23 protein-coding genes are annotated in these 21,512 nt (G+C 64.6%); 12 read left to right on the top strand and 11 right to left on the bottom strand.

Going from position 1 to position 21,512, the window contains the following annotated elements; translation table 11 throughout:
* Window positions 1-58 precede the first annotated feature (58 nt).
* Window positions 59-319, top strand: a complete 261-nt coding sequence (locus FJ949_RS12555) for a DUF1344 domain-containing protein (RefSeq protein WP_140496046.1) — start codon at window positions 59-61, stop codon at window positions 317-319.
* A 216-nt stretch (window positions 320-535) separates the two neighbouring features.
* A complete protein-coding gene (locus FJ949_RS12560; RefSeq protein WP_140496047.1) occupies window positions 536-721 on the top strand; it encodes a DUF1059 domain-containing protein in 186 nt (61 codons plus the stop codon).
* Window positions 722-778: 57 nt separating this feature from the next.
* Here the strand turns inward: FJ949_RS12560 and FJ949_RS12565 are convergent, their stop codons facing one another.
* From FJ949_RS12565 to FJ949_RS12575, 3 genes are read right to left on the bottom strand one after another with little or no spacing between them, the layout of a single operon-like run.
* A complete protein-coding gene (locus FJ949_RS12565) occupies window positions 779-2,044 on the bottom strand; it encodes a CCA tRNA nucleotidyltransferase (RefSeq protein WP_140496048.1) in 1,266 nt (421 codons plus the stop codon).
* Complete coding sequence (locus tag FJ949_RS12570; protein WP_140496434.1) at window positions 2,041-2,673, bottom strand: CoA pyrophosphatase; 633 nt, start codon at window positions 2,671-2,673, stop codon at window positions 2,041-2,043. The genes FJ949_RS12565 and FJ949_RS12570 overlap by 4 nt, the downstream gene beginning before the upstream one ends.
* A gap of 13 nt (window positions 2,674-2,686) precedes the next feature.
* On the bottom strand, window positions 2,687-3,316 hold the full coding sequence (locus FJ949_RS12575; RefSeq protein ID WP_140496436.1) for a DUF1285 domain-containing protein: 630 nt from the start codon (window positions 3,314-3,316) through the stop codon (window positions 2,687-2,689).
* A gap of 135 nt (window positions 3,317-3,451) precedes the next feature.
* Between FJ949_RS12575 and FJ949_RS12580 the strand changes: the two genes are divergently transcribed.
* The 4 genes from FJ949_RS12580 (at window position 3,452) to FJ949_RS12595 (ending at window position 10,430) form a co-directional block, all read left to right on the top strand.
* Entirely contained in the window at window positions 3,452-4,456 is a 1,005-nt protein-coding gene (locus FJ949_RS12580; RefSeq protein ID WP_140496049.1) for a MoxR family ATPase, read from the top strand.
* Window positions 4,456-5,469: a DUF58 domain-containing protein gene (locus FJ949_RS12585; RefSeq protein WP_140496050.1), complete on the top strand. Its 1,014-nt coding sequence runs from the start codon at window positions 4,456-4,458 to the stop codon at window positions 5,467-5,469. The genes FJ949_RS12580 and FJ949_RS12585 overlap by 1 nt, the downstream gene beginning before the upstream one ends.
* Window positions 5,466-8,288, top strand: coding sequence for a DUF4159 domain-containing protein (locus FJ949_RS12590; RefSeq protein WP_140496051.1), 2,823 nt, complete (start codon window positions 5,466-5,468; stop codon window positions 8,286-8,288). The genes FJ949_RS12585 and FJ949_RS12590 overlap by 4 nt, the downstream gene beginning before the upstream one ends.
* A gap of 63 nt (window positions 8,289-8,351) precedes the next feature.
* Window positions 8,352-10,430, top strand: a complete 2,079-nt coding sequence (locus FJ949_RS12595; protein WP_140496052.1) for a hypothetical protein — start codon at window positions 8,352-8,354, stop codon at window positions 10,428-10,430.
* 46 nt (window positions 10,431-10,476) lie between these two features.
* Here the strand turns inward: FJ949_RS12595 and clpS are convergent, their stop codons facing one another.
* The 4 genes from clpS to FJ949_RS12615 all read right to left on the bottom strand — a co-directional run bounded on the left by clpS (window position 10,477) and on the right by FJ949_RS12615 (window position 11,992).
* Window positions 10,477-10,782, bottom strand: coding sequence for an ATP-dependent Clp protease adapter ClpS (clpS, locus tag FJ949_RS12600; RefSeq protein ID WP_140496053.1), 306 nt, complete (start codon window positions 10,780-10,782; stop codon window positions 10,477-10,479).
* Window positions 10,783-10,882: 100 nt separating this feature from the next.
* Window positions 10,883-11,206: a hypothetical protein gene (locus FJ949_RS12605; protein WP_140496054.1), complete on the bottom strand. Its 324-nt coding sequence runs from the start codon at window positions 11,204-11,206 to the stop codon at window positions 10,883-10,885.
* Window positions 11,207-11,417: 211 nt separating this feature from the next.
* Window positions 11,418-11,651 carry a hypothetical protein gene (locus tag FJ949_RS12610; RefSeq protein WP_140496055.1) on the bottom strand — a complete coding sequence of 78 codons (234 nt, stop codon included), beginning with the start codon at window positions 11,649-11,651 and terminating at the stop codon, window positions 11,418-11,420.
* 38 nt (window positions 11,652-11,689) lie between these two features.
* A complete protein-coding gene (locus FJ949_RS12615; protein ID WP_140496056.1) occupies window positions 11,690-11,992 on the bottom strand; it encodes a hypothetical protein in 303 nt (100 codons plus the stop codon).
* A gap of 280 nt (window positions 11,993-12,272) precedes the next feature.
* Between FJ949_RS12615 and FJ949_RS12620 the strand changes: the two genes are divergently transcribed.
* Together FJ949_RS12620 and FJ949_RS12625 are read left to right on the top strand one after the other, a co-directional pair.
* Window positions 12,273-12,989, top strand: a complete 717-nt coding sequence (locus tag FJ949_RS12620) for a response regulator transcription factor (protein ID WP_140496057.1) — start codon at window positions 12,273-12,275, stop codon at window positions 12,987-12,989.
* Entirely contained in the window at window positions 12,986-14,395 is a 1,410-nt protein-coding gene (locus FJ949_RS12625) for an ATP-binding protein (RefSeq protein ID WP_140496058.1), read from the top strand. Before FJ949_RS12620 ends, FJ949_RS12625 begins: the two co-directional genes overlap by 4 nt.
* Window positions 14,396-14,410: 15 nt before the next feature.
* Here the strand turns inward: FJ949_RS12625 and choV are convergent, their stop codons facing one another.
* The 4 genes from choV to FJ949_RS30995 form a co-directional block, all read right to left on the bottom strand.
* Window positions 14,411-15,592 (bottom strand): choline ABC transporter ATP-binding protein, encoded by a 1,182-nt coding sequence (gene choV, locus FJ949_RS12630; protein ID WP_140496059.1) that lies wholly within the window; start codon window positions 15,590-15,592, stop codon window positions 14,411-14,413.
* The gene (gene choW, locus FJ949_RS12635; protein ID WP_140496060.1) at window positions 15,589-16,443 is read right to left on the bottom strand and encodes a choline ABC transporter permease subunit; all 855 of its coding nucleotides are present in this window, start codon (window positions 16,441-16,443) and stop codon (window positions 15,589-15,591) included. Before choW ends, choV begins: the two co-directional genes overlap by 4 nt.
* A gap of 139 nt (window positions 16,444-16,582) precedes the next feature.
* Window positions 16,583-17,518 carry a choline ABC transporter substrate-binding protein gene (locus tag FJ949_RS12640; RefSeq protein ID WP_140496061.1) on the bottom strand — a complete coding sequence of 312 codons (936 nt, stop codon included), beginning with the start codon at window positions 17,516-17,518 and terminating at the stop codon, window positions 16,583-16,585.
* Window positions 17,519-17,555: 37 nt separating this feature from the next.
* On the bottom strand, window positions 17,556-17,681 hold the full coding sequence (locus FJ949_RS30995) for a hypothetical protein (RefSeq protein WP_263483040.1): 126 nt from the start codon (window positions 17,679-17,681) through the stop codon (window positions 17,556-17,558).
* A gap of 75 nt (window positions 17,682-17,756) precedes the next feature.
* Here FJ949_RS30995 and FJ949_RS12645 point away from each other — a divergent pair, with 75 nt between their 5' ends.
* The 4 genes from FJ949_RS12645 (at window position 17,757) to FJ949_RS12660 (ending at window position 21,495) form a co-directional block, all read left to right on the top strand.
* On the top strand, window positions 17,757-18,368 hold the full coding sequence (locus FJ949_RS12645) for a thymidine kinase (protein WP_140496062.1): 612 nt from the start codon (window positions 17,757-17,759) through the stop codon (window positions 18,366-18,368).
* A gap of 136 nt (window positions 18,369-18,504) precedes the next feature.
* Entirely contained in the window at window positions 18,505-18,894 is a 390-nt protein-coding gene (locus tag FJ949_RS12650) for a cytochrome c family protein (RefSeq protein WP_140496063.1), read from the top strand.
* A 326-nt stretch (window positions 18,895-19,220) separates the two neighbouring features.
* Window positions 19,221-20,309: a hypothetical protein gene (locus FJ949_RS12655; protein WP_140496064.1), complete on the top strand. Its 1,089-nt coding sequence runs from the start codon at window positions 19,221-19,223 to the stop codon at window positions 20,307-20,309.
* A 40-nt stretch (window positions 20,310-20,349) separates the two neighbouring features.
* Entirely contained in the window at window positions 20,350-21,495 is a 1,146-nt protein-coding gene (locus tag FJ949_RS12660; RefSeq protein WP_140496065.1) for a hypothetical protein, read from the top strand.
* The last annotated feature ends 17 nt before the right edge of the window (window positions 21,496-21,512 follow it).

Raw genomic sequence — 21,512 nt, forward strand, 5'->3', positions numbered from 1 at the left:
GGACGATGCGGGACACCTCTGCCAAAAGGGTGCCCGCGCTTTCCAGGAGTACTTCGCAATGCGCAAGATCATTGTTTCGGCCGCAGCGGCTGCCCTTCTTGCTTCCGGTTCGGTGGCATTCGCCGCCGTCAAGCACACCACCGGCACGATCAAGACCTTTGATACGGGGGCCAAAAGCCTGGTTCTCGACAATGGATCGTCTTTTACGCTTCCCCGGACCTTCAAGGATCCTGGCCTGAAGGTCGGCGAGAAGGTCAGAGTTTCATGGGACATGAGCGGCAAGGATAAGGTTGCTGAGGCAGTCAAGATCATGAAGTGATGACCTGCCCATAGGGCTGGCGTAAGAGGGCGGAGCAGCGCTGCTCCGCCTTTTTTGCCGTTGACGGCAATCAATGCCACCCCATCTGTGTTATGGTTTCACCCGCTTGCGGTCCAACCGGTCTTAGGGTCGGACAACGTGCCAAGAAGATGCGGAGTCCCTGCCGCCTTTTGCAGGACGGTCGACCGGACTCCATGGAGGAAAAGGAGAAATCCCATGAAGGAATTCCACTGCGGCTCGCTCGTTCCAGGTTGTGAATGGCACACGCGCGCCGAGGAGGAAGCCGAGGTCATGCGCCGTGCCGTCGAACATATGCGCGAGACGCATGGCGAGACGATCATCCGCGAAACGATGATCGAAGCGATCCGCTCGCGCATCGAGAAGGTCCGCGACGCGGCCTGATTTGGAGCAAGTTCCGGAAATCGCGGCGATTTCCGCCGGATTGCGTTGACGAATGCTCTATCCGGCCTTCAGGGCCTGCGCGGCGCGCTTGAGCAGCGCGTCGCGATCGGGCCCAAACCCGGCATCGACCCATTCCACTTCGAGATTCCTGAGGATCGCGCCGAGTTTTGGCCCGGGCATCCCCCCGATCGCCGTCAGATCGGCGCCCTTGAGCGGAAACACGGGCCTTTCCCATCTCAATGCGAAGGCGAGAAGTCGGGAAAAGCCGCCTGCCTCGATGAGCGCATCGGTCTGGTCCACCGCGCGCACCCGTGCCGCTGCGAGTGACAGGCGAAGCCGGTCGACGACCCCCTGCCGGTCGCCGCGGTAGAGCGTCTTGGCCAGTTCGCCTTCGGTCGTTTTCGGCTCGATTCCCGGCGTAAGCGCCCAGTCGCGCAAACGGTTTGCTTCCGCCGTCGACAGTCTCAGCCGCTCGGCCTGCGTCTTCATGCGCGCCGCATCCGGCGGCACGATCGCCTCCAGCCTGAGCAGCGGGTCCGCGGTCCAGCCCAGATCCTTCTCGGCTCTGGCCAGGCCGTGGATCGCGTCGATGCCCCATTTCTCGCTTTCCGGCAGCACGCTGGTCAAAACGCTTGCCTGCCGCATCCACAACAGCGCGCGGGACGGATCGGCCGCCGACAACAGCTTCTTGAGTTCGGACCAGACGCGCTCGGCCGAGAGCTGCACGAGCCCTCCCTTCAGCCGGGCGCAAGCCTTCAGCCCCTCGGCGTCCGGCCGGCCTTCGCCATACCAGGCGAAGAAGCGGAAAAAGCGCAGGATACGCAGATAGTCCTCGCGGATACGCGCTTCCGGATCGCCGATGAAGCGCAGCCGGCGCCCCTCTATGTCGGCGACGCCGCCGACCAGATCGACGACCGTGCCGTCGGCTTCCGCGTAGAGCGCGTTGATGGTGAAGTCGCGCCGCTCGGCATCAAGCTTCCAGTCTCGCCCGAACGACACCTTGGCGCGGCGGCCGTCGGTCTCGATATCCGCGCGCAGCGTGGTGATTTCATAAGGCTTGCCGCCGGCAATCACGGTGATCGTGCCGTGCTCGATGCCGGTCGGAACCGTCTTGAACCTCGCCGCCTCGGCGCGGCGGATTGTCTCCTGCGGCAGGCAGGTGGTGGCGATGTCGATGTCGGCGACGGGCTGGCCGATCAGCGTGTTGCGCACCGCGCCGCCGGCGACCCGCGCTGCCTCGCCGCCGCTCGCCAGAATGGCAAGCAGGCGCTGCAGATGCTTGTCGCCGAGCCAGTCGGCCCTGTCAGCGATCGAGACCTTCACGCATAGAGCCTTTCATAGAGCGTGCGGATGATGCCGGCGGTGACGCCCCAGATGCGCCGGTCGCCATAGGGCATATCGTAGAAGAACCATTCGAGATCGTTCCAAATGCGGCTGTCCCTGATGTGGTTGGCCGGATCCATGAGGAAGCGCAGCGGCACTTCGAAGGCCAAGTCGACCTCCTCGGCATTGAGCGTCAGCTGGAAAGGCGGCCGCACGATGCCCAGCACCGGCGCGATCCTGTAACCGCTGCCCGCGACATAATCGGGCATGCGGCCGATGACCTCGATATGGTCCCGGCCAAGGCCGATCTCCTCGAAAGCCTCGCGCAGCGCCGCCGCTTCCGGACTGGCGTCGGTCGCATCGATCGTCCCGCCGGGAAAGGCCACCTGCCCGGAATGGTTGCGCAGCGTCTCGGCCCGCTTGGTCAGAAGAACCGTGGCATCGCCCTGGTGATCGACGATCGGGATCAGCACCGCCGCATCGCGCAGCGGTTTCGCCCGGTGGAGGCGGGGATGGCCTGGATTGAAGCGATGATCGCCATAGTCGTCGCCGGCATGCGCCTGCGGCTGCGCGGCAAAGCGCGCGCGCAAATCGGCAATGGAAAAGGGCGTCGGCGTCACCTGGTCCATCATGAACTGTCCGTCACGCGCTCAGCTGCCTCAGCCTGTCGGCCGGCATGATCGGATAGGCCTGGCCTTTCGAACGAACGGCAAACATCAACCTGCCGCCGATCTCGATCTCCTCGCCATGCTCGACCAGTTCGTACATCACCGGCCGCGCCACCAGCGCCTCCAGCCGCCCGCGCACCAGCACATAAGGCTTCAGCCCGCCGGTCTCGTGCTCGTCGACGAAGCGCAGCGGCCGCTCCGGTCCGGCCTCGACGACGTCGCCGACATTGGTGCGGAACGTGATGATCTGGCCCTCGCCGCTGCCCGAGACATCCATCTCGACGGCGATGAAGGGTGCGTCGGCGACGCGGATGCCGACCTTTTCCAGCGGCGTCACCAGATAGGTCCTGCCGTCCGCGTCCTTGCGCAGCACCGAGGAAAAAAGCTGCACCAGCGGCATGCGGCCGATCGGCGTGCCGAGATAGAACCAGGTGCCGTCAGCTTTGATTTCCATATCCAAATCGCCGCAGAAGTCGGGATTCCAGCGCTCCACCGGGGCCGGCCCCTTGCCGGCGCGGGCCGCACGCGAGATCAGCGCCTCGAGGCCGCGCGCCTCGGTCGCGGCCGCCAGGCTTTGCTGTCTTTGTTCGGAGCCCTCTGCCATCGTCACGAAATAGTCACTGTTGTTGCGCTTGTCAGCCTAACTCTGTGATTTAAATTTGAAGGCAGGCGCCAGACGGAGCCGAATCGCGGCATTCTGCGTCAAGCTGGTATTTCCAACCACAAGGATCGATGCTGCATGAGCGTGATGGTCAAGGAAAGCCCGATCAGCGAAAAAGACATGATCGCCGAGGCCGAGAAGGCGCTGGCCGACATTTCTAGGGTCCGCGACGGGGTCGGTCGCATCATCTTCGGCCAGGAAAGTGTCGTCGAACGCGCTCTGGTGGCGCTTCTGGCCGGCGGCCACGCGCTGCTGGTCGGCGTGCCGGGCCTCGCCAAGACCAAGCTGGTCGAGACGCTGGGCATCGTGCTCGGCCTCGATTCGCGCCGCATCCAGTTCACCCCCGACCTGATGCCCTCGGACATTCTCGGCTCCGAGGTGATGGAGCAGGACGAATTCGGCAAGCGCTCCTTCCGCTTCATTTCCGGGCCGATCTTCGCGCAGTTGCTGATGGCCGACGAGATCAACCGCGCCTCGCCGCGCACCCAGTCGGCGCTGCTGCAGGCCATGCAGGAGTATCACGTCACCATTGCCGGTGCCCGCCACGACCTGCCCTCGCCTTTCCATGTGCTCGCGACGCAAAACCCGCTGGAACAGGAAGGCACCTACCCGCTGCCCGAGGCACAGCTCGACCGTTTTTTGATGCAGGTCGACATCCTCTATCCCGAACTCGAGGCCGAGCGCCGCATCCTTTTGGAAACCACTGGGGTCGAGGACGCGAAGGCACAGAATGTGCTGCAGCCGGCGCGGCTGAGGGATATCCAGACGCTGATCCGCCGCATGCCGGTGCCTGAAAGCGTGGTCGAGGCGATCCTGGCCCTGGTGCGCTCGGCGCGCCCCGGCCAGGGCAACGCCGAAACCGACAGGCATGTCGCCTGGGGCCCGGGTCCCCGCGCCAGCCAGGCACTGATGCTGTGCACGAGGGCGCGCGCGCTCTATGATGGGCGGCTGGCGCCGTCGGTCGACGATGTGCGTGCTCTGGCCGAGCCGGTGCTCCAGCACCGCATGGCGCTGACCTTCGCCGCCCGCGCCGAAGGCACCAGCGTGCGCGATGTGGTGGCCAAGCTCGTGAAAGGGATTTGATGGCGCGCATCGGCGAGCTCCAGGCTCCGGCAGCGACGCGCGATGCGCTCGCCCGCGGCCGGTTGCGGGCTTCGCTCGTGCCCGACCTGCTGGTCGAGGCGCGCCGCATCGTCAACACCGTGATCGCCGGCTGGCATGGCCGCCGCAAGCGCGGCATCGGCGAGAATTTCTGGCAGTTCCGGCCCTATGTCGAAGGCGATTCCTCGCGCATCGACTGGCGCCGCTCGGCCCGCGACGACCACACCTATGTGCGCGACCGCGAATGGGAAGCGGCCCATACGGTGTGGCTGTGGGCCGACCCCTCGCCGTCCATGCTCTACAAATCGACCGGTGCCGCCGTTTCCAAGCAATCGCGCGGCCTGGTGCTGGCGCTGGCCATGGCCGAGCTGCTGTCGCGCAGCGGTGAGCGCATCGCCTGGCCCGGCCTTACCGATCCGTTCACCGCCCGCAACGGCGCCGAGCGCATCGCCGCCCAGCTCATGCATGCCGGCGACTTGCCGGCCAAACCCGATCTCTCCGGCATCCGCCGCTTCTGCGACATCGTCATCGCCAGTGATTTCCTCGACCCGGTCGAGGAAACGATGGCCTGGCTCGACGTGCTCGCCCGCCATGGCGTGCGCGCGCATCTGATCGAGGTCGCCGACCCGGCCGAGGAGACATTCCCCTATGCCGGCCGCACCGAATTCACCGACCCGGAGAGCGGCGAGAAGCTGACCGCCGGCCGCGCCGAGATGCTGGCCGATGAGTATCGCCTGCTCTATGGCGCCCGACGCCAGGAACTGGCCAGTTGGTGCAAACGGCTCGGCTGGAGCTTCACCGTCAACCACACCGATCGGCTGGCTTCCGACGCCCTGGTACGCCTGCACATGGCGATGACGGATGGCGGTCAGCCCGGGCTGACCGCTGTTGGCCGCGCCGGCATGATCGCTGGTGGCGATCAGCCCAGGCCGATCGCTGGCGATCGCGGCGGCATGATCGCTGGTGGCGATCAGCCAGGAAAGGCCGTCGCATGAGCTGGCTGCCGCTTTCCTTTGGCGCGCCCATGCTGCTGTGGGGTCTTTTGGCGCTGCCGGTGATCTGGTGGCTGCTCAGGCTGACCCCGCCCAGGCCGCAGACCGAGGTGTTTCCGCCGCTGAAGATCCTGGCGCGCGTGCTGAAGCGCGAGGAAACCCCGCAGCAGAGCCCCTGGTGGCTGACGCTGCTCAGGCTGCTGATGGCGGCGCTCATCGTCGCCGCCCTTGCCGAACCGGTCTTCAATCCGCGCGAGAAACTGCCGGCCGAGGGCGCGGCCCTGGCGCTGGTCGTCGACAATGGCTGGGCAAGCGCCGCCGACTGGAACAAGCGCATCGCAACCGCCGAGCGGCTGATCGCCGACGCCGGTTCGAACGGCGTGCCGGTCATCATCGCCTTCACCGCCGAAAAACCCAATGCCGAGATCGGCCCCTTCGATGCGGCCGCGGCGCTCGACCGCCTGCGCGCGGCAAAGCCGCGGCCGATCCCGACCGACCGGCCGGCGGTCTACGCCCGCGTCGCCGCCGCCCTGGAGCGCCTGCCGGGCGCCAGCGTCGCCGTGCTGGCCGACGGACTGGCGGCGAAGGGCGACGAGGCCGCCTTCAACACGCTCCTGTCCAAAAACGCCGCCCGCGTCGTGTGGGCCGTTGCCGACCGGATGTCGCTGACCGGCCTGACAGGCGCCGAGAACGACGTCGACGGTTTTGCCCTCACCGCCATCCGCGCGCCCGGCGATGCGGCCCCGGCGCAAGTCACCGCCGGCGCCTTCGACGACAAGGGCCGCCGCATCGCCGATGCGACGCTGACTTTCGCACCCGGCCAATCAACCGCCACCGGCACCATGGCGGTGCCGTTCGAGTTGCGCAACGATTTCGCCTCGATCGCGCTCGACGGCGAGCGTCAGGCGGGCGCGGTGCGCGTGCTGGACGAAAGCTCCAAGCGCCGCCGTGTCGGGCTCCTGTCGCAGGCCGAGGCCGACCAGGCGCAGCCGCTGCTATCGCCGCTCTACTATATCAGGCGCGCGCTCCAGCCCTTCGCCGACCTGGTCGAACCTTCCAGCGCCGACCTGGCCGACGCCATTCCGCAGATCCTCGACCAGAAGCCGGCGATGATCGTCATGGCCGATATCGGCACCATTCCCGCACAGATCAGGCCAAGGCTCGTCGACTGGGTTGAAAAGGGCGGCACCCTGGTGCGTTTCGCCGGGTCGCGGCTGGCGGCCGCCGGCAATGACGACGACCTGCTGCCGGTGCGTCTGCGCACCGGCGAACGCTCGCTCGGCGGCGCATTGTCATGGACCACGCCGCAGCCGGTCACCGAATTCCCCAAGGCTGGCCCCTTCGCCGATCTGGCGCCGCCGACCGAGGTGACCGTTTCCAGGCAGGTGCTGGCCGAACCGACGCCCGATATCGTCGAGCGCACCTGGGCAGCGCTTGCCGACGGCACGCCTCTGGTCACCGGCCTGAAGAAGGGCAAGGGCACGCTCGTGCTGTTCCACGTCACGCCCGAAGCAACCTGGTCGAACCTGCCGATCTCAGGCAGCTTCGTCGAGATGCTGCGCCGCATCGTGCAGCTGTCGCGCAACCAGGGAGCCGCCATCGCCAATGCCGAAGCCGCCGCCACCTCGCTGGCGCCCTACCGCATGATAGCGGCCGACGGAATGCTGGTGCCGCCGACGCCGGATGCGCGCCCGCTGGTGCCGGGCGCCGGTACACTGCCGGTGACCTTCGAAAACCCGCCCGGCCTCTATGGCTCGGAAGCCGGCGTTTTCGCCCACAATTTGCTCGATGCGACAAGCACGCTTGCGCCGCTGGCGCGCCCGCAAATCACTGTCCCGGTCACCACAATTCAGTATGCCTTTGACGAATCGCGCAATTTGAAGGGCGCGCTGGTGGCCGCCGCGCTGGCGCTGATGGTGCTCGATACGCTGGCGGTGTTCTGGATGGGCGGCCTGTTGACGCGCAGGCCGCGCCGCGCTGCGGCCGTAACCACCATGGCGGCCATTCTGATCGGGCTCGGCGCGCTGTTCGGCCATGTCGGCCCCGCGCGCGCCGACGATGCCAAGCCTGGCGACACCGCCGCCATAGAGGACATCTCCAAGACCCGGATCGCCTATGTGCTGACCGGCGTGCCCGGCGACGATTCGATCAGTCGCGCCGGGCTCGAGGGCCTGACCCGCTTCCTCATCGAGAAGACCGCGCTCGAGCCGGGCGCGCCGGCCGGCGTCGACATCTCCAAGGACGAGCTTTCGTTCTTTCCCCTCATCTATTGGCCGATCGATCCGGCCGCAGCCATGCCCAGCCAGGCCGCGATTGCCCGTATCGATGCCTATATGCAGCAGGGCGGCACCGTGCTGTTCGACACGCGCGACCAGTTCGCCAACGGCATCGGCGCCGACTCGACCAGCCCCGCCACCGAGCGGCTGCGCGACATCCTCGGCAACCTCAACGTGCCGCCGCTGGAGCCGGTGCCGTCGGATCATGTGCTTACCAAATCCTTCTTTATCCTGCCCGAATTCCCCGGCCGCTTCGCCGGCAGCCCGCTCTGGGTCGAGGCATCGCTCGACGCCAGCAATGCCGAAAACCGGCCGGTGCGTACCGGTGACGGCGTCTCGCCGATCATGATCACCGCCAATGATTTCGCCGGCGCCTGGGCCGTCGACGAGAATGGCGACCCGCTGCTGCCGACCGTGCCCAACGACCCGATGCAGCGCATCTATGCGTTGCGCGCCGGGGTCAACATCATGATGTACATGCTGACCGGCAACTACAAATCCGACCAGGTGCACGTGCCCATATTGCTTGAACGGTTGGGCCAGTAAGATGACGCTCCTTCTTGCGCTCGCTCCCCGGATCGGCGCTCCCTGCAAGGGGGAGGGTAAGGCATGAACTGGTCGATCTCCTTCGAACCGCTGATCTCCTGGCCGCTGCTGGCCCTTGTGCTGGTGCCGCTGGCCCTGCTCGCGGCCGTCGGCCTGTGGTTTCGCCAGCGCGGCGCGGTCCTGCGCCTCGTCGCATTGCTGGCGCTCGCCGCCGCTCTCTTCAATCCGGTGTTCCTCAACGAGGAGCGCGAGCCGCAGCAAAGCGTGGTTGCCCTGATCGTCGACCGGAGCCAGAGCCAGGACATCGGTGAACGGACCAAACAGACCGACGAGGCGCTGGCCGGGCTTGAGCAGCGCCTCGGCCGCTTCAAGCAGTTCGACGTCCGCGTCGTCGAGGCCGGCAAGTCGGAAGCCGCCGAGGAACGCACGGAAACGCGGCTGTTCGGCGCGCTCGAAAACGCCTTCCGCGACGTGCCGCCCTCACGCATCGGCGGCGCCGTCATGATCACCGATGGCGAAGTGCATGACGCACCCGCCGGCGCGCCTGATTTCAATGCCCCGCTGCACGCCTTGATCACCGGCAACGACCACGAGAAGGATCGCCGCATACGTTTCGAGAACGCGCCCCGCTTCGCCCTCGTCGGCAAGCCGCTCGATATGACCTATCGCGTCATTTCAACCAGCAACGAGACCGGGCCGGTCGATGTGCGCGTTTCGGTCAATGGCGAGCAGGTCGCTGTCGAGCATGCCACCGTCGGCCAGGCCATGCCGCTGCACGTGACCATTCCCGGCGCTGGGCGCAACATCATCGAACTCGCCATCGATCGCGAGCCGGGCGAGCTCACCGACACCAACAACCGCGCCATCGCGCTGGTCGACGGCATTCGCGAGAACCTGCGCGTGCTGCTCGTCTCTGGCGAGCCGCATGCGGGCGAGCGCACCTGGCGCAATCTGTTGAAATCCGACGCCTCGGTCGATCTCGTCCATTTCACCATCCTGCGGCCACCGGAGAAGCAGGACGGCACGCCGATCAACGAATTGTCGCTGATCGCCTTCCCGACGCGGGAACTGTTCGTCGAGAAGATCAAGGATTTCGACCTGATCATCTTCGACCGCTACCAGCACCGCGACGTGCTGCCGATCCTCTATTACGACTACATCTCCGAATATGTCGAAAAAGGCGGCGCGCTGCTGATTGCGGCCGGACCCGAATATGCCGGTGAAAGCTCGATCGCGCGCACGCCGCTGATGTCGGCGCTGCCGGCGATGCCGACCGGCGAGGTCGTCGACAAGGCGTTCTACCCACGCCTCACCGACATCGGCCAGCGCCATCCGGTGACGCGCGGTCTCGACGGTTCTGCCAGCGAGCCGCCGCACTGGAGCCGCTGGTTCCGCACCATAGGCGTGCAGAATCCCGAAGGCGAGGTGGTGATGAAGGGGGCCGACAACCGGCCGCTGCTCCTGCTCGACCGCAAGGGAGAAGGCCGCGTCGGCATGCTTCTGTCCGACCAGGGCTGGCTGTGGGCGCGCGGCTTCGAAGGCGGCGGCCCGCATGTCCAGCTCTACCGCCGCATCGCCCACTGGCTGATGAAGGAGCCAGAGCTCGAGGAGGAACGGCTGACCGCCGACGGGCGCGGCATGGTGCTGGAAATCCGCCGCCAGACCATGGCCGACGACCCCGGCCCGGCCCAGATCATTACGCCCTCCGGCAAGACCATTACCGTCAAGCTCGAGAAATCCGAACCCGGTGTCTTCCTGGGCAGCGCCCAGACCTCCGAGATCGGCCTTTACCAGGTCGGCAATGGCGACCTTACCGCGCTCGCCCATGTCGGGCCGGTCAACGCACCCGAATTCGCCGACGTCGTTTCCACGCAGGACCGGCTGAAGGCTCCCGCCGAAGCCACCGGCGGCAGCGTTCGCAGGCTTGCGGGATCGACCCTTGGAGGCGGCGACGTGACCTTGCCCTCGATCGTCCCCGTACGGTCCTCGGGAGAAGCGTCCGGCGCCGACTGGATCGGCCTGCGCACCACCGACGACAGCGTGCTCAAGGCGGTCTCGCGCGTTCCGCTGTTCGGCGGCTTTCTCGGCCTCGGCCTGCTGCTGCTGGCGATGGGTTCGATGTGGTACCGCGAAGGACGATAGGAGCATTTTCCCTCCTCCCCTTGTGGGAGAAGGGAAGAAACCTGCTCTACTCTTCCGGCTCCGTCGTGAACATCAGCGGATAGCCCTTGGCCTTGCCGGCGTCGGTGGCCCGTGTCGCCTTTGTCTCGGCGACGTCCTTGGTGAAGACGGCGACGACGCAGACGCCGCGCCGATGCGCCGTGATCATCACCCGATGCGCCTGGTCTTCGCTGAGCTTGAACTCGCCCTTCAGCACCGTCACCACGAATTCACGCGGCGTGAAATCGTCATTGAGCAGGATGACCTTGTAGAGCTTCGGCCGCTCGGTCTTGGGTAGGGTCTGCGTACGGGGTTTTGTCGTGATTTCAGGCATGGGAACCGGCAATTGCGCGAGCCTCGGCTACGCCCCTATTTTCGCACGGGCGAAAGCGAGCGTCCAATCACAGAGCTATGTGGGAAGTGCGGCCCGCGGTTCAACGGCCCTGGCGGCCGAAGCCGCTCCGGGAGGGCAAGTTTCCGGCAGCATCCGACCGGCGTTCCATCCAGGATGCGACCGGCCAGGCGACGACGCAGATCAGCGTCACGCTGGCAAGTGCGATGAGCAGCCAGGTCTGCGCGGGCGTGATGTAATCCCAGTCGGTGGAAATCACAGGCGCGAACAGTGACGGCTCGGTGCGGCCGCTGGCCGGATCCGGCACGGGACTGGCGGTGAACAGGATCATAAGCCGGGCGGCGCCGGTGGCGACCAGGCTGCCGAACACGATCGAGCGCAGAATGGACGAAAGCCGCCTCTTCATGCGGATTGTCCTACGGCGCCGGCCTTGCAATCGGGTTAAGGCCGATCGAGACAAAGCCGCCGGCGCCGGCTTCGGCCACATCGTTCGGACCTGTCCGTTCGCTTCACTGCCGATACACGGCCTTCGGCTTTTTCGGACAGGAAGAAGGCCGCTCCAGCAAAACGCGACTGGAGCGGCCTTGTCATAAGGCAGGCAGTGTGCCCGACCTGGATTAAGCCTTCGGAGCGACCTTCTTGTCGGTCTTCTTGACAGTCTTCTTCGCCTTCTTGTGCTTCTTGGCAACGACCTTCTTCACCGGAGGCTTGGCGGTCGTGGTCGCCGGAGCGGTGGTCGTCGAGGAAGCAGCCGGAGCGGCGGTCGTGGTGGCAGCGGCGTTGCCGAGAGCCGGCATGGCGAAGGCGAGAGCAACGGCGAGACCGGTGGCGGAGAGGATGGACTTTTTCATGGCTTCATTTCCTTTTCATGCGGGTCGGGTTTCGAGTGTCACTGAACCGGGTCGTTCGGTGTCACCCCCAGCAACTTCAAAGCGTTGGCGAGCATCCGGATACCCTGTGCCTGTTTCTTGGCGGCGCAGTACCGGTTGCCCTTTCTCTGAAGTGCCTTTGCCGCGGTGACCTGCGTTGCCGCGGCATGGGTTTCGAGGGCTTCATCGAATTGGTGGCTGAGATTGGCACACCGCTCGGTCCGGGTGGTGGGCGTCACTTTTGCATCCGATTGTCCAGCAGCGGCTGTGACGAGCGAAATGCCCATCAACGCACCCAACAAACTGATCGACAACCTTGGCATCGGTTAATCCGTGAACCCGGAGACTTGCGTCGCGGCCAAATGACCTGACCGCCACGGCACCGTTATGCCGGCCTAGTTTTTCAGGAGTTTTTCCCGATTATAGAATTTTGTTTCTGGATTGTGTCTGTGCGCCCCGGCGGGAGGCCTCCAGCGCATTCGGTGTGGAGATTGCCAGATTTACCTTGCCTTGAAATCCAAGGCACTGGCCAACATATGGCCCGAATTCTATCGTGTGGGTGGCCGCCTGCCGGCTTGGCAGGTCAACGAAGACAGGATCCCCGTGAAATCCGACGCACACATACTGATCGTCGACGACGACAAGGGCATTCGCGACCTGCTGCAGGAGTTCTTCCAGAAGCGCGGCCTGCACACATCGGTTGCCGCCGACGGCACCGAGATGGAAACGATCCTGCGCCGTGCACAGGTCGATCTCATCGTGCTCGACGTCATGCTGCCCGGCAGGAGCGGGCTGGAACTGTGCCGTGACGTCCGGGCCCAGTATTCGACGCCGATCATCATGTTGACCGCCGTCACCGAGACGACAGACCGCGTGGTTGGCCTCGAGATGGGCGCCGACGACTATGTGCCCAAACCTTTCGACCCCCGCGAATTGCTGGCCCGCATACGCGCCGTGCTGCGGCGCAACGGTGCCCCCGAGCCCAAACGCGTCACATCGAAGCAGATCTACCGCTTCGCCGGCTGGACGATGGATTGTTCGCGGCGCCGGCTGACCGCGCCCGACGATGTCAGGGTCGAACTGACCATGGCGGAGTTCAATCTGTTGCAGACCTTCGTCAAGAGCGCACAGCGCGTGCTGACCCGCGACCAGCTCATCGAACTCTCCGGCGGCGATAGCGATTATTCCTTCGACCGCAGCATCGACATCCTGGTCAGCCGGCTGCGGCGCAAGATGGAAGATGACCCCAAGACGCCCAAGCTGATCCTGACGGTGCGCAGCGGCGGCTATCAGTTCCTCCCCGAAACGACTTCCGAATGAGACGTTTCCTGCCGCAGACCCTGCCTGTGTGGGTGCTGCTGATCGTCATTGCCGGCCTGTTGATCAGTCAGGTCGCGACGCTCTACATCGTGTCGCGCGACCGCGCGGCCGCCAATGACGTGGTCGATCTCTACCGCCTCAACGACCGCGCCTATTCGCTGGTGCAGCTGATGCATGCCGCCACGCCCGAGGAGCGCAAGGCGACCGCATCCGGCCTGTTCAACGCCACCTACGCTCTCACGGTCTCAGACACCCCCGCGGTCACCTCGTCGATCGCCGGCGACGATGAACTCGCCGAGCTGGAAGACATTCTCGTTGGACGGCTGTCGAAGTTCGGCGTCACCGACGCGCGCGTCCGGCGCGATCCGGCGACGCAGGAATCCGACAGCCCCGGTGGCGAGGTCATGAACAGGGACGTCGGCCAGGTGGAACGCGATCTCCTGGTGCTGGCGGCGAATTTCGCCCAGAGTGACAAGCTGACCGCCTCGCTGCGCTTCGCCGACGGCCAATGGCTGAACTTCACCGAGCCGATCACGCCGGTCGGCCCGATCCTGAGCTTCGACAGCCTGCCGCTCTATTCGCTGATAGCGGGGCTGGTGGTGATCATGTCGATCTGGTCGCTGCGCCGGCTGACCGCGCCCTACCGAATGATGGAAACCGCCGTGAACCGGATCGGCAATGACCTCAAGAGCCCGCCGATCGCCGAAAGCGGCAGCCGCGAGGTGCGCGCCGCCGCCAAGGCGATCAACGCCATGCAGGCGAGACTGCGTGAATATGTCGAGGACCGTGAGCACCTGGCCGCCGCGCTGGCGCACGACCTGCGCACGCCGATGACCAGGATGCGGCTGCGCCTGGAACTGTTGCGCAAGTCGGCGGTTCGCGAGGCGCTGGCGCACGATCTCGCCGATGTCGAGAGCATCGCCAGCTCGGTGATCGACTTTGCCACCTTCGAGGTGAACGAGGAAAAGAGCGAGCGCATCGACTTCTGGTCGCTGGTGGAATCGATCGCCGACGGCTACGCCGAGGTCTCCTTCGACAATGATGATACGCGCTCGCGCGGTCTGATCTGCATGGCGCGGCCGGTCGCGCTCAAGCGCTGCGTCACCAATCTTGTGCAAAATGCAGTCACCTACGGCAAGAAGGCGCATCTCAGCCTGTACCGGTCGGGCGACATGATCACGCTGGCCATACGCGACGAAGGGCCGGGTATTCCGCAAGCCCAGATCGACGCCGTGTTCGGATCTTTCGTGCGCCTGGAACAGTCCCGCAACCGCCAGACCGGCGGCCTCGGCCTCGGCCTCACGATCGCCCGCAACATCGCGCGTGCCGCCGGCGGCGAGATCCGCCTGTCCAACCATCCGGACGGCGGCCTGCTGACGGAGCTGCGTCTGCCGCTGGCGACTTGAGACGCGACTGAGGGATTACCGCCGCAGCACCGCGCTCAGCACGTCCCTGATGCCGATCGCGCCGACGAAGCGCGACTGGTCATCGAACAGCGCCACGGGCGCAGTCTGCGACCGGTGCATGGCCAGCATCACGGTCTTCAGCGACGTTCCGGGATTGGCCCAGAACACCTGGGCCGCTTCCTCGGGCTGGCCTTCGACCTCGGCGCAGGACACCCATACCGCCGGCTTGCCGTCACGCTCAGCCGCCGCCACGAGGCCATGGTCGTCGATCTTGAAGCGCGTCGTCTTGCGCCGGTCGAGCCACACCCAGCCGTCCTTGCCCTGTTCGAGATCGCGGCGATCGCGCATCACGTTCCAGGCGGTGAGCACCGACAGCGGATTCACATTGGCGATGAAGTCGCGGACATAATCGTTAGCGGGCTTGAGCACGATGTCCTCCGCCGCGCCGGTCTGCACGATGCGTCCGCCCTCCATGATTGTGATGTGGCTGCCGATCTTCAGCGCTTCCTCGAGGTCGTGGCTGACGAAGATGATAGTCTTCTTCAGTTCGGCCTGCAGCTGCAGCAACTCGTCTTGCAGCTTGGTGCGGATCAGCGGGTCGAGCGCCGAGAACGGCTCGTCCATCAGAAGGATCGGCGCCTCGGTGGCGAAGGCGCGCGCCAACCCGACGCGCTGCTGCATGCCACCCGAAAGCTCATGCGCGTATTTCTTCGACCACTGCTCGAGATTGACCAGCTTGAGCTGCCTGTGGACGCGCTCCTTGCGCTCGGCATCCGGCACGCCGGCAAGTTCGAGGCCAAGCCCGACATTCTCTTCCACCGTCCGCCACGGCAGCAGGCCGAACTGCTGGAACACCATCGCAACCTGCTTCTGCCGCAGGCGCCGCAAGGTAGCCTCGTCGCAGGTGACGACATCGACGGTGCGGTCGCCATCCTTGACCAGAACCTGGCCGCGCGAGACGACGTTCAGGCGATTGACCGCTCTCAGCAGTGTCGACTTGCCCGAGCCGGACAGACCCATGAGGACGGAAATCTCGCCCTCATGCACGGTAAGGCTGGCGCCGGCACAACCGAGCACATTGCCGGTCTGCTCGAGGATCTCGGCGCGCGTCGCGCCCTTGTCGATGAGCGCCAGCGAACCCGCCTGGTCGGCGCCGAAGACGATATCGACGTTCCTGAAATCGACGGCGACGGTCATTTCTTGCCTCCAACGCCAATGCGGGTCATGCGGTCGAGCACGATGGCGAGCACGACAATGGCGAGCCCGGCCTCGAGGCCGAGATCGATGCGGCGCGAACCGAGCGCGCGGTTGATCTCGGTGCCGAGCCCGCCGGCGCCGATCAGCGCTGCGAACACCACCATCGACAGCGACAGCATGATCGACTGGGTCAGGCCCGCCATGATGGTGGGCAGCGCCGAGGGCAGTTCGACCTTCCACAGCAGCTGGCTCCTGGTGGCGCCGAAGGCCTCGCCGGCCTCGATGATCGACTTGGGCACGGAGACGACGCCGAGATGCGTGAGCCGGACCGCGGTCGGGATGACGAAGATGATGGTGACGATGAGGCCGGGCGCGTTGCCAAGGCCGAACAGGGTCAGCACCGGGATCAGGTAGACGAAGGTCGGCAGCGTCTGCATCAGGTCGAGCACCGGCAGCATGAAGCGGTAGACCTTCGGCTTGTGCGCCGCCCAGATGCCGAGCGGCACGCCGATGGCCATTGCCATGGCGGCGGCGGCCACGACCAGCACCAGCGTCTGCACCGTCTGTTTCCACAGGTTCTGGTTGATGATGAAGATCAGCCCGAGGAAGACGCCGATCGCGAGCGGGCGCGAACGCTGCAGCAGCCAGGCAATGATGGCGATGATGAGCGCCAGCAGCACCGGCGGCACCACCAGCAGGAGGTCGACCAGGCCGTCGAGGATGAAGTTCAGGCCGTTGGAAAAGGCCCTGAAGACGGTGTCGAAATTGTCGGTGAGAAACCCGAAGAACGCCTTGCCCCATGGGCCGATGGGAATCTTGTAGCTGACCAGGAATTTGGAAATCGGATCCATCTTGCCCCCTCTCCTACCGGCATCGCTTTGCCGCGGTGTCCGCTGTCGTCACGTCATCTTCTCACAGCATATGAAAAAGGGCAGCCTTTTCCAGTGGCTGCCCTTTTGTTCTCACGCGTGCATGCCGAAGTCAGTCGGCTCAGCTCCCCAGTGCGGTCTTGATGGCCGCTGCCGCATCGCCGCCGTCGAAGGTGGTCACGCCGGCGATCCAGGGTGTCACGGCATCCGGATTTTTCTTCAGCCAGTCGGTGGCGACAGTCTGGGCGTCGCCGCCCTTGAGGATGGCGTCCATCAACTGGCCTTCCATGTCCAGGTTGAACTTGAGGTTGGCAATGAGCTTGCCGGCGTTCGGGCACTCGGTGGTGTAGCCCTTGCGCACATTGGTGTGGACGGTGGCGGCACCGAAGCCGCTGTCGCCCATGCCGTCGAGATAGGTGATCTTCATGGCGCCCATCACCGGGTGCGGCGTCCAGCCGAGGAAGGCGATCCACTCATTGTTCTTCATCGACTGCTCGGCCTGCGTCAGCATGCCGGCCTCCGAGGATTCGACCAGTTCGAAGCCTTCGAGATTGTCCTTCGGGTTCTTGATCATGTCGAGGATGATGCGGTTGCCGTCATTGCCGGCCTCGATGCCGTAGATCTTGCCGTCGAACTTGTCCTTGAACTTGCCGAGGTCGGTGAGTGTCTTGACGCCGGCATCCGCCACATAGGTCGGCACGACGATGCCGTAGCCGGCGCCGGTCAGGTTCGTGCTGATGGTCTCCACCGAACCGTCGGCCGTGTAGTCCTTGATGTCGTTGGTCATCGACGGCATCCAGTTGCCCAGGAAGACATCGAGGTCCTTGTTCTTCAGCGACGCCATCGTCACCGGCACCGACAGTTGGATTACCTGCGGCTCGTAGCCGAGCGCCGTGAGCAGCACCGAGGCGATGCCGGTCGTCGCCTGGATATCGGTCCATCCGACATCGGAAAGGCGTACCGCCTTGCAGCTAGCCGGATCCCCGGCGAAGGCAGCGCTCGTCGACAAGAAAGCCGCAAGGCCGAGGCCTGCGACGAAGGAATTCATACGCGACATGAACTTTCTCCCATTTCGATTCTTTGGCGAGGCGAAGTCACGGTTTTTGTGCCCGCCTTGTTTCGTCAGCCAAACACCATTCTCGTGCGGTTTCAAGCATTAAGGCAATCACGATCAACGGCGCTGGCTGGCCGATCAGCGACACGTCAGCCGCTTTTTCCATGCGAGCCGGCTTTTTTGGTGGAAGGCCTGCCAGGGGCCTTCCCCGGGCCCGGCCAAGTGGGCTTAAAAGGGCGCCATGGCCAAACTGTATTTCCACTACGCGACGATGAATGCGGGCAAGACGACGATGCTCCTGCAGGCGTCGTACAATTACCGCGAGCGCGGCATGACGACGATGCTGTTCGTCGCCGGCCACTACCGCAAGGGCGACACCGGCCTGATTTCGTCACGCATCGGACTGGAAACGGAAGCCGAGATGTTTCGTGACGGCGACGACCTGTTCGCCCGCGTCGCCGAACATCATCAGCACGGTGCCGTGCATTGCGTCTTCGTCGACGAGGCGCAGTTCCTCGCGGAGGAGCAGGTCTGGCAGTTCGCCCGGATCGCCGACCGGCTCGACATTCCGGTCATGTGCTATGGCCTGCGCACGGATTTCCAGGGCAAGCTGTTTTCCGGCTCGCGCGCTTTGCTGGCCATAGCCGATGAGCTGCGCGAAGTGCGCACCATCTGCCGCTGCGGCCGCAAGGCCACGATGGTTGTGCGCCTCGGCCGCGACGGCAAGGTCGCTCGGCAGGGGGAGCAGGTGGCGATCGGCAAGGACGTCTATGTCTCGCTCTGCCGTCGCCATTGGGAAGAAGAAATGGGTCGCGCCGCCCCCGACGATTTCATCGGCTTTGTCGCGCCTTGACCGGGCTGTGGCATCACGGCCGCCACACTTGCCGCCATCGATCGGCTTTCGCGATCCCGCCACGATGCAGCGTTTGTTAAGGCCCCGGTCCTATTCTGCGTCCTCTCGTTCCAGCCAGAACTCGTCGGGGATAGCCATGTTTCGAGCCGCTTCGTCTGCCGCAGCCTTTCTGCTTGCCGGCGTCCTTGCCGCCCATGCCGGCGGCGATCCGGCACTGGGCAAGAGGGTCTTCAACCGATGCATGGCCTGCCATGAAGCAGCGAGCGACCGCGACAAGGTCGGCCCGCATCTGATGGGTGTCGTCGGCCGCGCCGCCGGCAGTGCCGAGAGCTTCCTCGGCCATTACTCCGAAGCGATGAAGAGTGCAGGCGCCGCCGGTCTCGTCTGGGACGAGGCCAACCTCGCCGAGTATCTGAAGGCGCCGCGGCAAAAAGTGCCCGGTAACAAGATGGCCTTTGCCGGCCTGAACAACGACGAGGACATCGCCAATGTCATCGCTTATCTGAAGGCCGATCCCAAGCCCTGAGCCAGGATTATTCCGTCCCCGCGATGGACGCCGAGCTGCCACCGTCCTCACCGCGCTCGATGCTCCGTCGGATTTCAGGCATTCGTGGCAGCGGGGGACTGAATGCCTGGCCGACATCCGCCGACGTTGAAGTTCAATGACAGTTGAACCACGCGTAGTCCAAACGATCCTTTCGCCATGATCGCGGATCGATTGCGTTTCAAGGGCGTGGGCAAGGTTTTTGTTTTCGAAGCGCCCCTGTCTTCACGTCTTTCAATCCCCTGAAGCCCCACATATATTCGCCGCTGTTCGCAATCAGCGACCTGATGCCGGAGCGGGAGGCCCTTATGGCGACATTGCAGAATTTCGATGCCGAAATTGCCAGGACCAAGCAGGTCGTCCAGGACATGCGCACCAAGATAGACCAGTCCGGCGCCGTGCTCGACAAACTTGCCACCGCCGACAAGAAGATCGGCGACGCCAATTTCGATATCGAGAACGCCCGCATCGAAGACGTGCTGAAGCAACAGAAGGTGATGGAAGGCAATATTGCCGACCTGATCATCGGGCTGGAGGACGCCACCAACGTTTTCGGCGCCGAGTTCGAGAGCATGAAGAACTACACCGGCTGGGAAAACTTCATCGGCATCTTCTCCAGCCAACGCAAGCAGCGTCTGCGCACCGACCGCGTCCGTAACATGTCACTGGCGGGCAACCTGCAGGAATTGCTGGCCAAGTCCGACACCATCGTCGGCATATTGAAGGCGCAGAAAGAAGTCCTCGACCAGCGCTACAAGACCTCCGAGACCAGCCTGTCGCAGGTTATCGAGCGCCGCAAGGCCACCATGTCCAACCTGGAAACCGTGCAGAAGCGCATCGAGGAGCTCAATCCGATGCTGCTCGACATCGAAAACAAGATCGCGGCCTCCACCAGCCAGAAGGAACGCACGCAGCTCGAAGGCGAACGTTCCAAGCTCGCCACGGAATACAATGAGAAGCAGGCCAAGGAACAGGAGTTGCTGGCCGAGAGCCAGACGCTGGAGCGCTACACCTCGATGTTCCAGACCTTCGTCGATTCGCTCAACAACCAGATCGCCGCACAGTCGACCCTGATCAACAAGCTGACCATCGACACCGAGCAGCGCATCGTTCTCTACAAGGCGCTGGAGGATTCGCTGAAGACCGCGGCTCAGCAGGACGTCGCCCACAAGATCAACACGCTGGGCAGCCAGGTCGACAACACCGCCGAGGAGACCATGGCCGGCATTGGTGCCGCCTCGCAGAAGCACATTGGCGACCTGCTCGAGATGCACGAGAAGAACATGGTGGCCACCGCCGACATCCAGCGCCGCAAGAAGCTGGCCGACGACGCCTTCGCCCGCCGTTTCGACGAAGTGCTGAAGAAGCACAATTCGGCCAATTACGTGCAGTCGTAATTGCCGCCCGCACCGGTGCGACAATGCCATGGCCAATAGCATGACCTCCGAAAACGACGCGGCGGCGCGGTATTTCTCGGCAATCACGGCAGCGCTCAGCGGGCTGGAAGTGTTCATGCGCGACGATCGCTCGCCGCTCTACCGGCACGGCATCGTCGCCAAGATCGTCGCGGAATACATCGCCCGGCTCGACAAGTCGTTCTCCTGCTGGCGCAACCGGCTGGGCTTCATGGACACGTTCCGCATTTCGCGCGCCGAAAGCGGATTCCCGGTGTTCCAGAACCTGCTTGAGCTCGAAAACGACCGCCGCCAGGCTGACACGCGGCTCGCCAACATCCCGCTGGCCGACGAATTGCGCGAGGAGATGGCCGACTTCATCCTGCGCCACAAGGAATTCCCCCAAGCGCTGCAGAAGTCGATGGCCGAGAGGCTTTATCTCGAGGACGTCAAGAGCGAGCAGACCTTCGGCCCCTTCACCCTGGCGCAGACGGCCAAGGTTTCCGTCAATCCGAAGACGGCGCGGCCCTACTACCTCGTCCATTGGGCGACCTTCGACGGCAGCGCCAACCTGCCGCTGGTCTACATGGTGACGGTGGAAGATTCCTCCGAAGACATGATCCGCCAGCTCGTCGACCGCAATGGCAAGCTCAACGACCAGATCGACATTCCATTGCCAGTCGATGGCCTGCTCAATCCCGAGCTTGCCCATCGCTTCGACGATTTCACCGAGAAGAACTCGGCCTATACGCTGTCGCCGGCAACGATCGCCGTCAACCTCGACAAGGATTTCGAGCCGCTGCACCCCAAGCAGCTTCGGCGCGTCGTGCTCGGCCCCTTCTATTCGGCCGGGATCACCGACAACAATTCTACGGTGACCGAGGTTCTGGCCAAGGTGCGCAAGCCGGAGAACGCCTGGCTGCTGACCTGGACCATCCAGGAGGTTTACTCCAAGGGCGAAAAACCCGGCCGCAGGGGGCTGTTTTCAAGCGAGAAGACGACGCAGGAGTTCTTCATCAACACCGACGACCTCGAGGCCGCGCGCCAGGGCGTGTCGAGCTACGAGAACCACGCATTGATCCCGCACGAGGCCTACCAGGCGCTCTATGCCGCCGGCGAAGCGCAGAAGATCTTTTCCGGCTACAAGGTTCACATCCTGTCGAATGGGCAGGTCATCTCGGACGTCTGACCGTCACACCACGGAGC

The organism is Mesorhizobium sp. B2-4-1 (assembly GCF_006442185.1).
Lineage (GTDB): Bacteria > Pseudomonadota > Alphaproteobacteria > Rhizobiales > Rhizobiaceae > Mesorhizobium.

Bases quoted from the DNA above. Each gene is read 5' to 3' on its own strand.
- FJ949_RS12555 (WP_140496046.1), top strand. From the start codon at position 59: ATGCGCAAGATCATTGTTTCGGCCGCAGCGGCTGCCCTTCTTGCTTCC.
- FJ949_RS12560 (WP_140496047.1), top strand. From the start codon at position 536: ATGAAGGAATTCCACTGCGGCTCGCTCGTTCCAGGTTGTGAATGGCAC.
- FJ949_RS12570 (WP_140496434.1), bottom strand. From the start codon at position 2,673: ATGGACCAGGTGACGCCGACGCCCTTTTCCATTGCCGATTTGCGCGCG.
- FJ949_RS12575 (WP_140496436.1), bottom strand. From the start codon at position 3,316: ATGGCAGAGGGCTCCGAACAAAGACAGCAAAGCCTGGCGGCCGCGACC.
- FJ949_RS12580 (WP_140496049.1), top strand. From the start codon at position 3,452: ATGAGCGTGATGGTCAAGGAAAGCCCGATCAGCGAAAAAGACATGATC.
- FJ949_RS12585 (WP_140496050.1), top strand. From the start codon at position 4,456: ATGGCGCGCATCGGCGAGCTCCAGGCTCCGGCAGCGACGCGCGATGCG.
- FJ949_RS12590 (WP_140496051.1), top strand. From the start codon at position 5,466: ATGAGCTGGCTGCCGCTTTCCTTTGGCGCGCCCATGCTGCTGTGGGGT.
- FJ949_RS12595 (WP_140496052.1), top strand. From the start codon at position 8,352: ATGAACTGGTCGATCTCCTTCGAACCGCTGATCTCCTGGCCGCTGCTG.
- clpS (WP_140496053.1), bottom strand. From the start codon at position 10,782: ATGCCTGAAATCACGACAAAACCCCGTACGCAGACCCTACCCAAGACC.
- FJ949_RS12605 (WP_140496054.1), bottom strand. From the start codon at position 11,206: ATGAAGAGGCGGCTTTCGTCCATTCTGCGCTCGATCGTGTTCGGCAGC.
- FJ949_RS12610 (WP_140496055.1), bottom strand. From the start codon at position 11,651: ATGAAAAAGTCCATCCTCTCCGCCACCGGTCTCGCCGTTGCTCTCGCC.
- FJ949_RS12615 (WP_140496056.1), bottom strand. From the start codon at position 11,992: ATGCCAAGGTTGTCGATCAGTTTGTTGGGTGCGTTGATGGGCATTTCG.
- FJ949_RS12625 (WP_140496058.1), top strand. From the start codon at position 12,986: ATGAGACGTTTCCTGCCGCAGACCCTGCCTGTGTGGGTGCTGCTGATC.
- choV (WP_140496059.1), bottom strand. From the start codon at position 15,592: ATGACCGTCGCCGTCGATTTCAGGAACGTCGATATCGTCTTCGGCGCC.
- choW (WP_140496060.1), bottom strand. From the start codon at position 16,443: ATGGATCCGATTTCCAAATTCCTGGTCAGCTACAAGATTCCCATCGGC.
- FJ949_RS12640 (WP_140496061.1), bottom strand. From the start codon at position 17,518: ATGTCGCGTATGAATTCCTTCGTCGCAGGCCTCGGCCTTGCGGCTTTC.
- FJ949_RS30995 (WP_263483040.1), bottom strand. From the start codon at position 17,681: ATGGAAAAAGCGGCTGACGTGTCGCTGATCGGCCAGCCAGCGCCGTTG.
- FJ949_RS12645 (WP_140496062.1), top strand. From the start codon at position 17,757: ATGGCCAAACTGTATTTCCACTACGCGACGATGAATGCGGGCAAGACG.
- FJ949_RS12650 (WP_140496063.1), top strand. From the start codon at position 18,505: ATGTTTCGAGCCGCTTCGTCTGCCGCAGCCTTTCTGCTTGCCGGCGTC.
- FJ949_RS12655 (WP_140496064.1), top strand. From the start codon at position 19,221: ATGGCGACATTGCAGAATTTCGATGCCGAAATTGCCAGGACCAAGCAG.
- FJ949_RS12660 (WP_140496065.1), top strand. From the start codon at position 20,350: ATGACCTCCGAAAACGACGCGGCGGCGCGGTATTTCTCGGCAATCACG.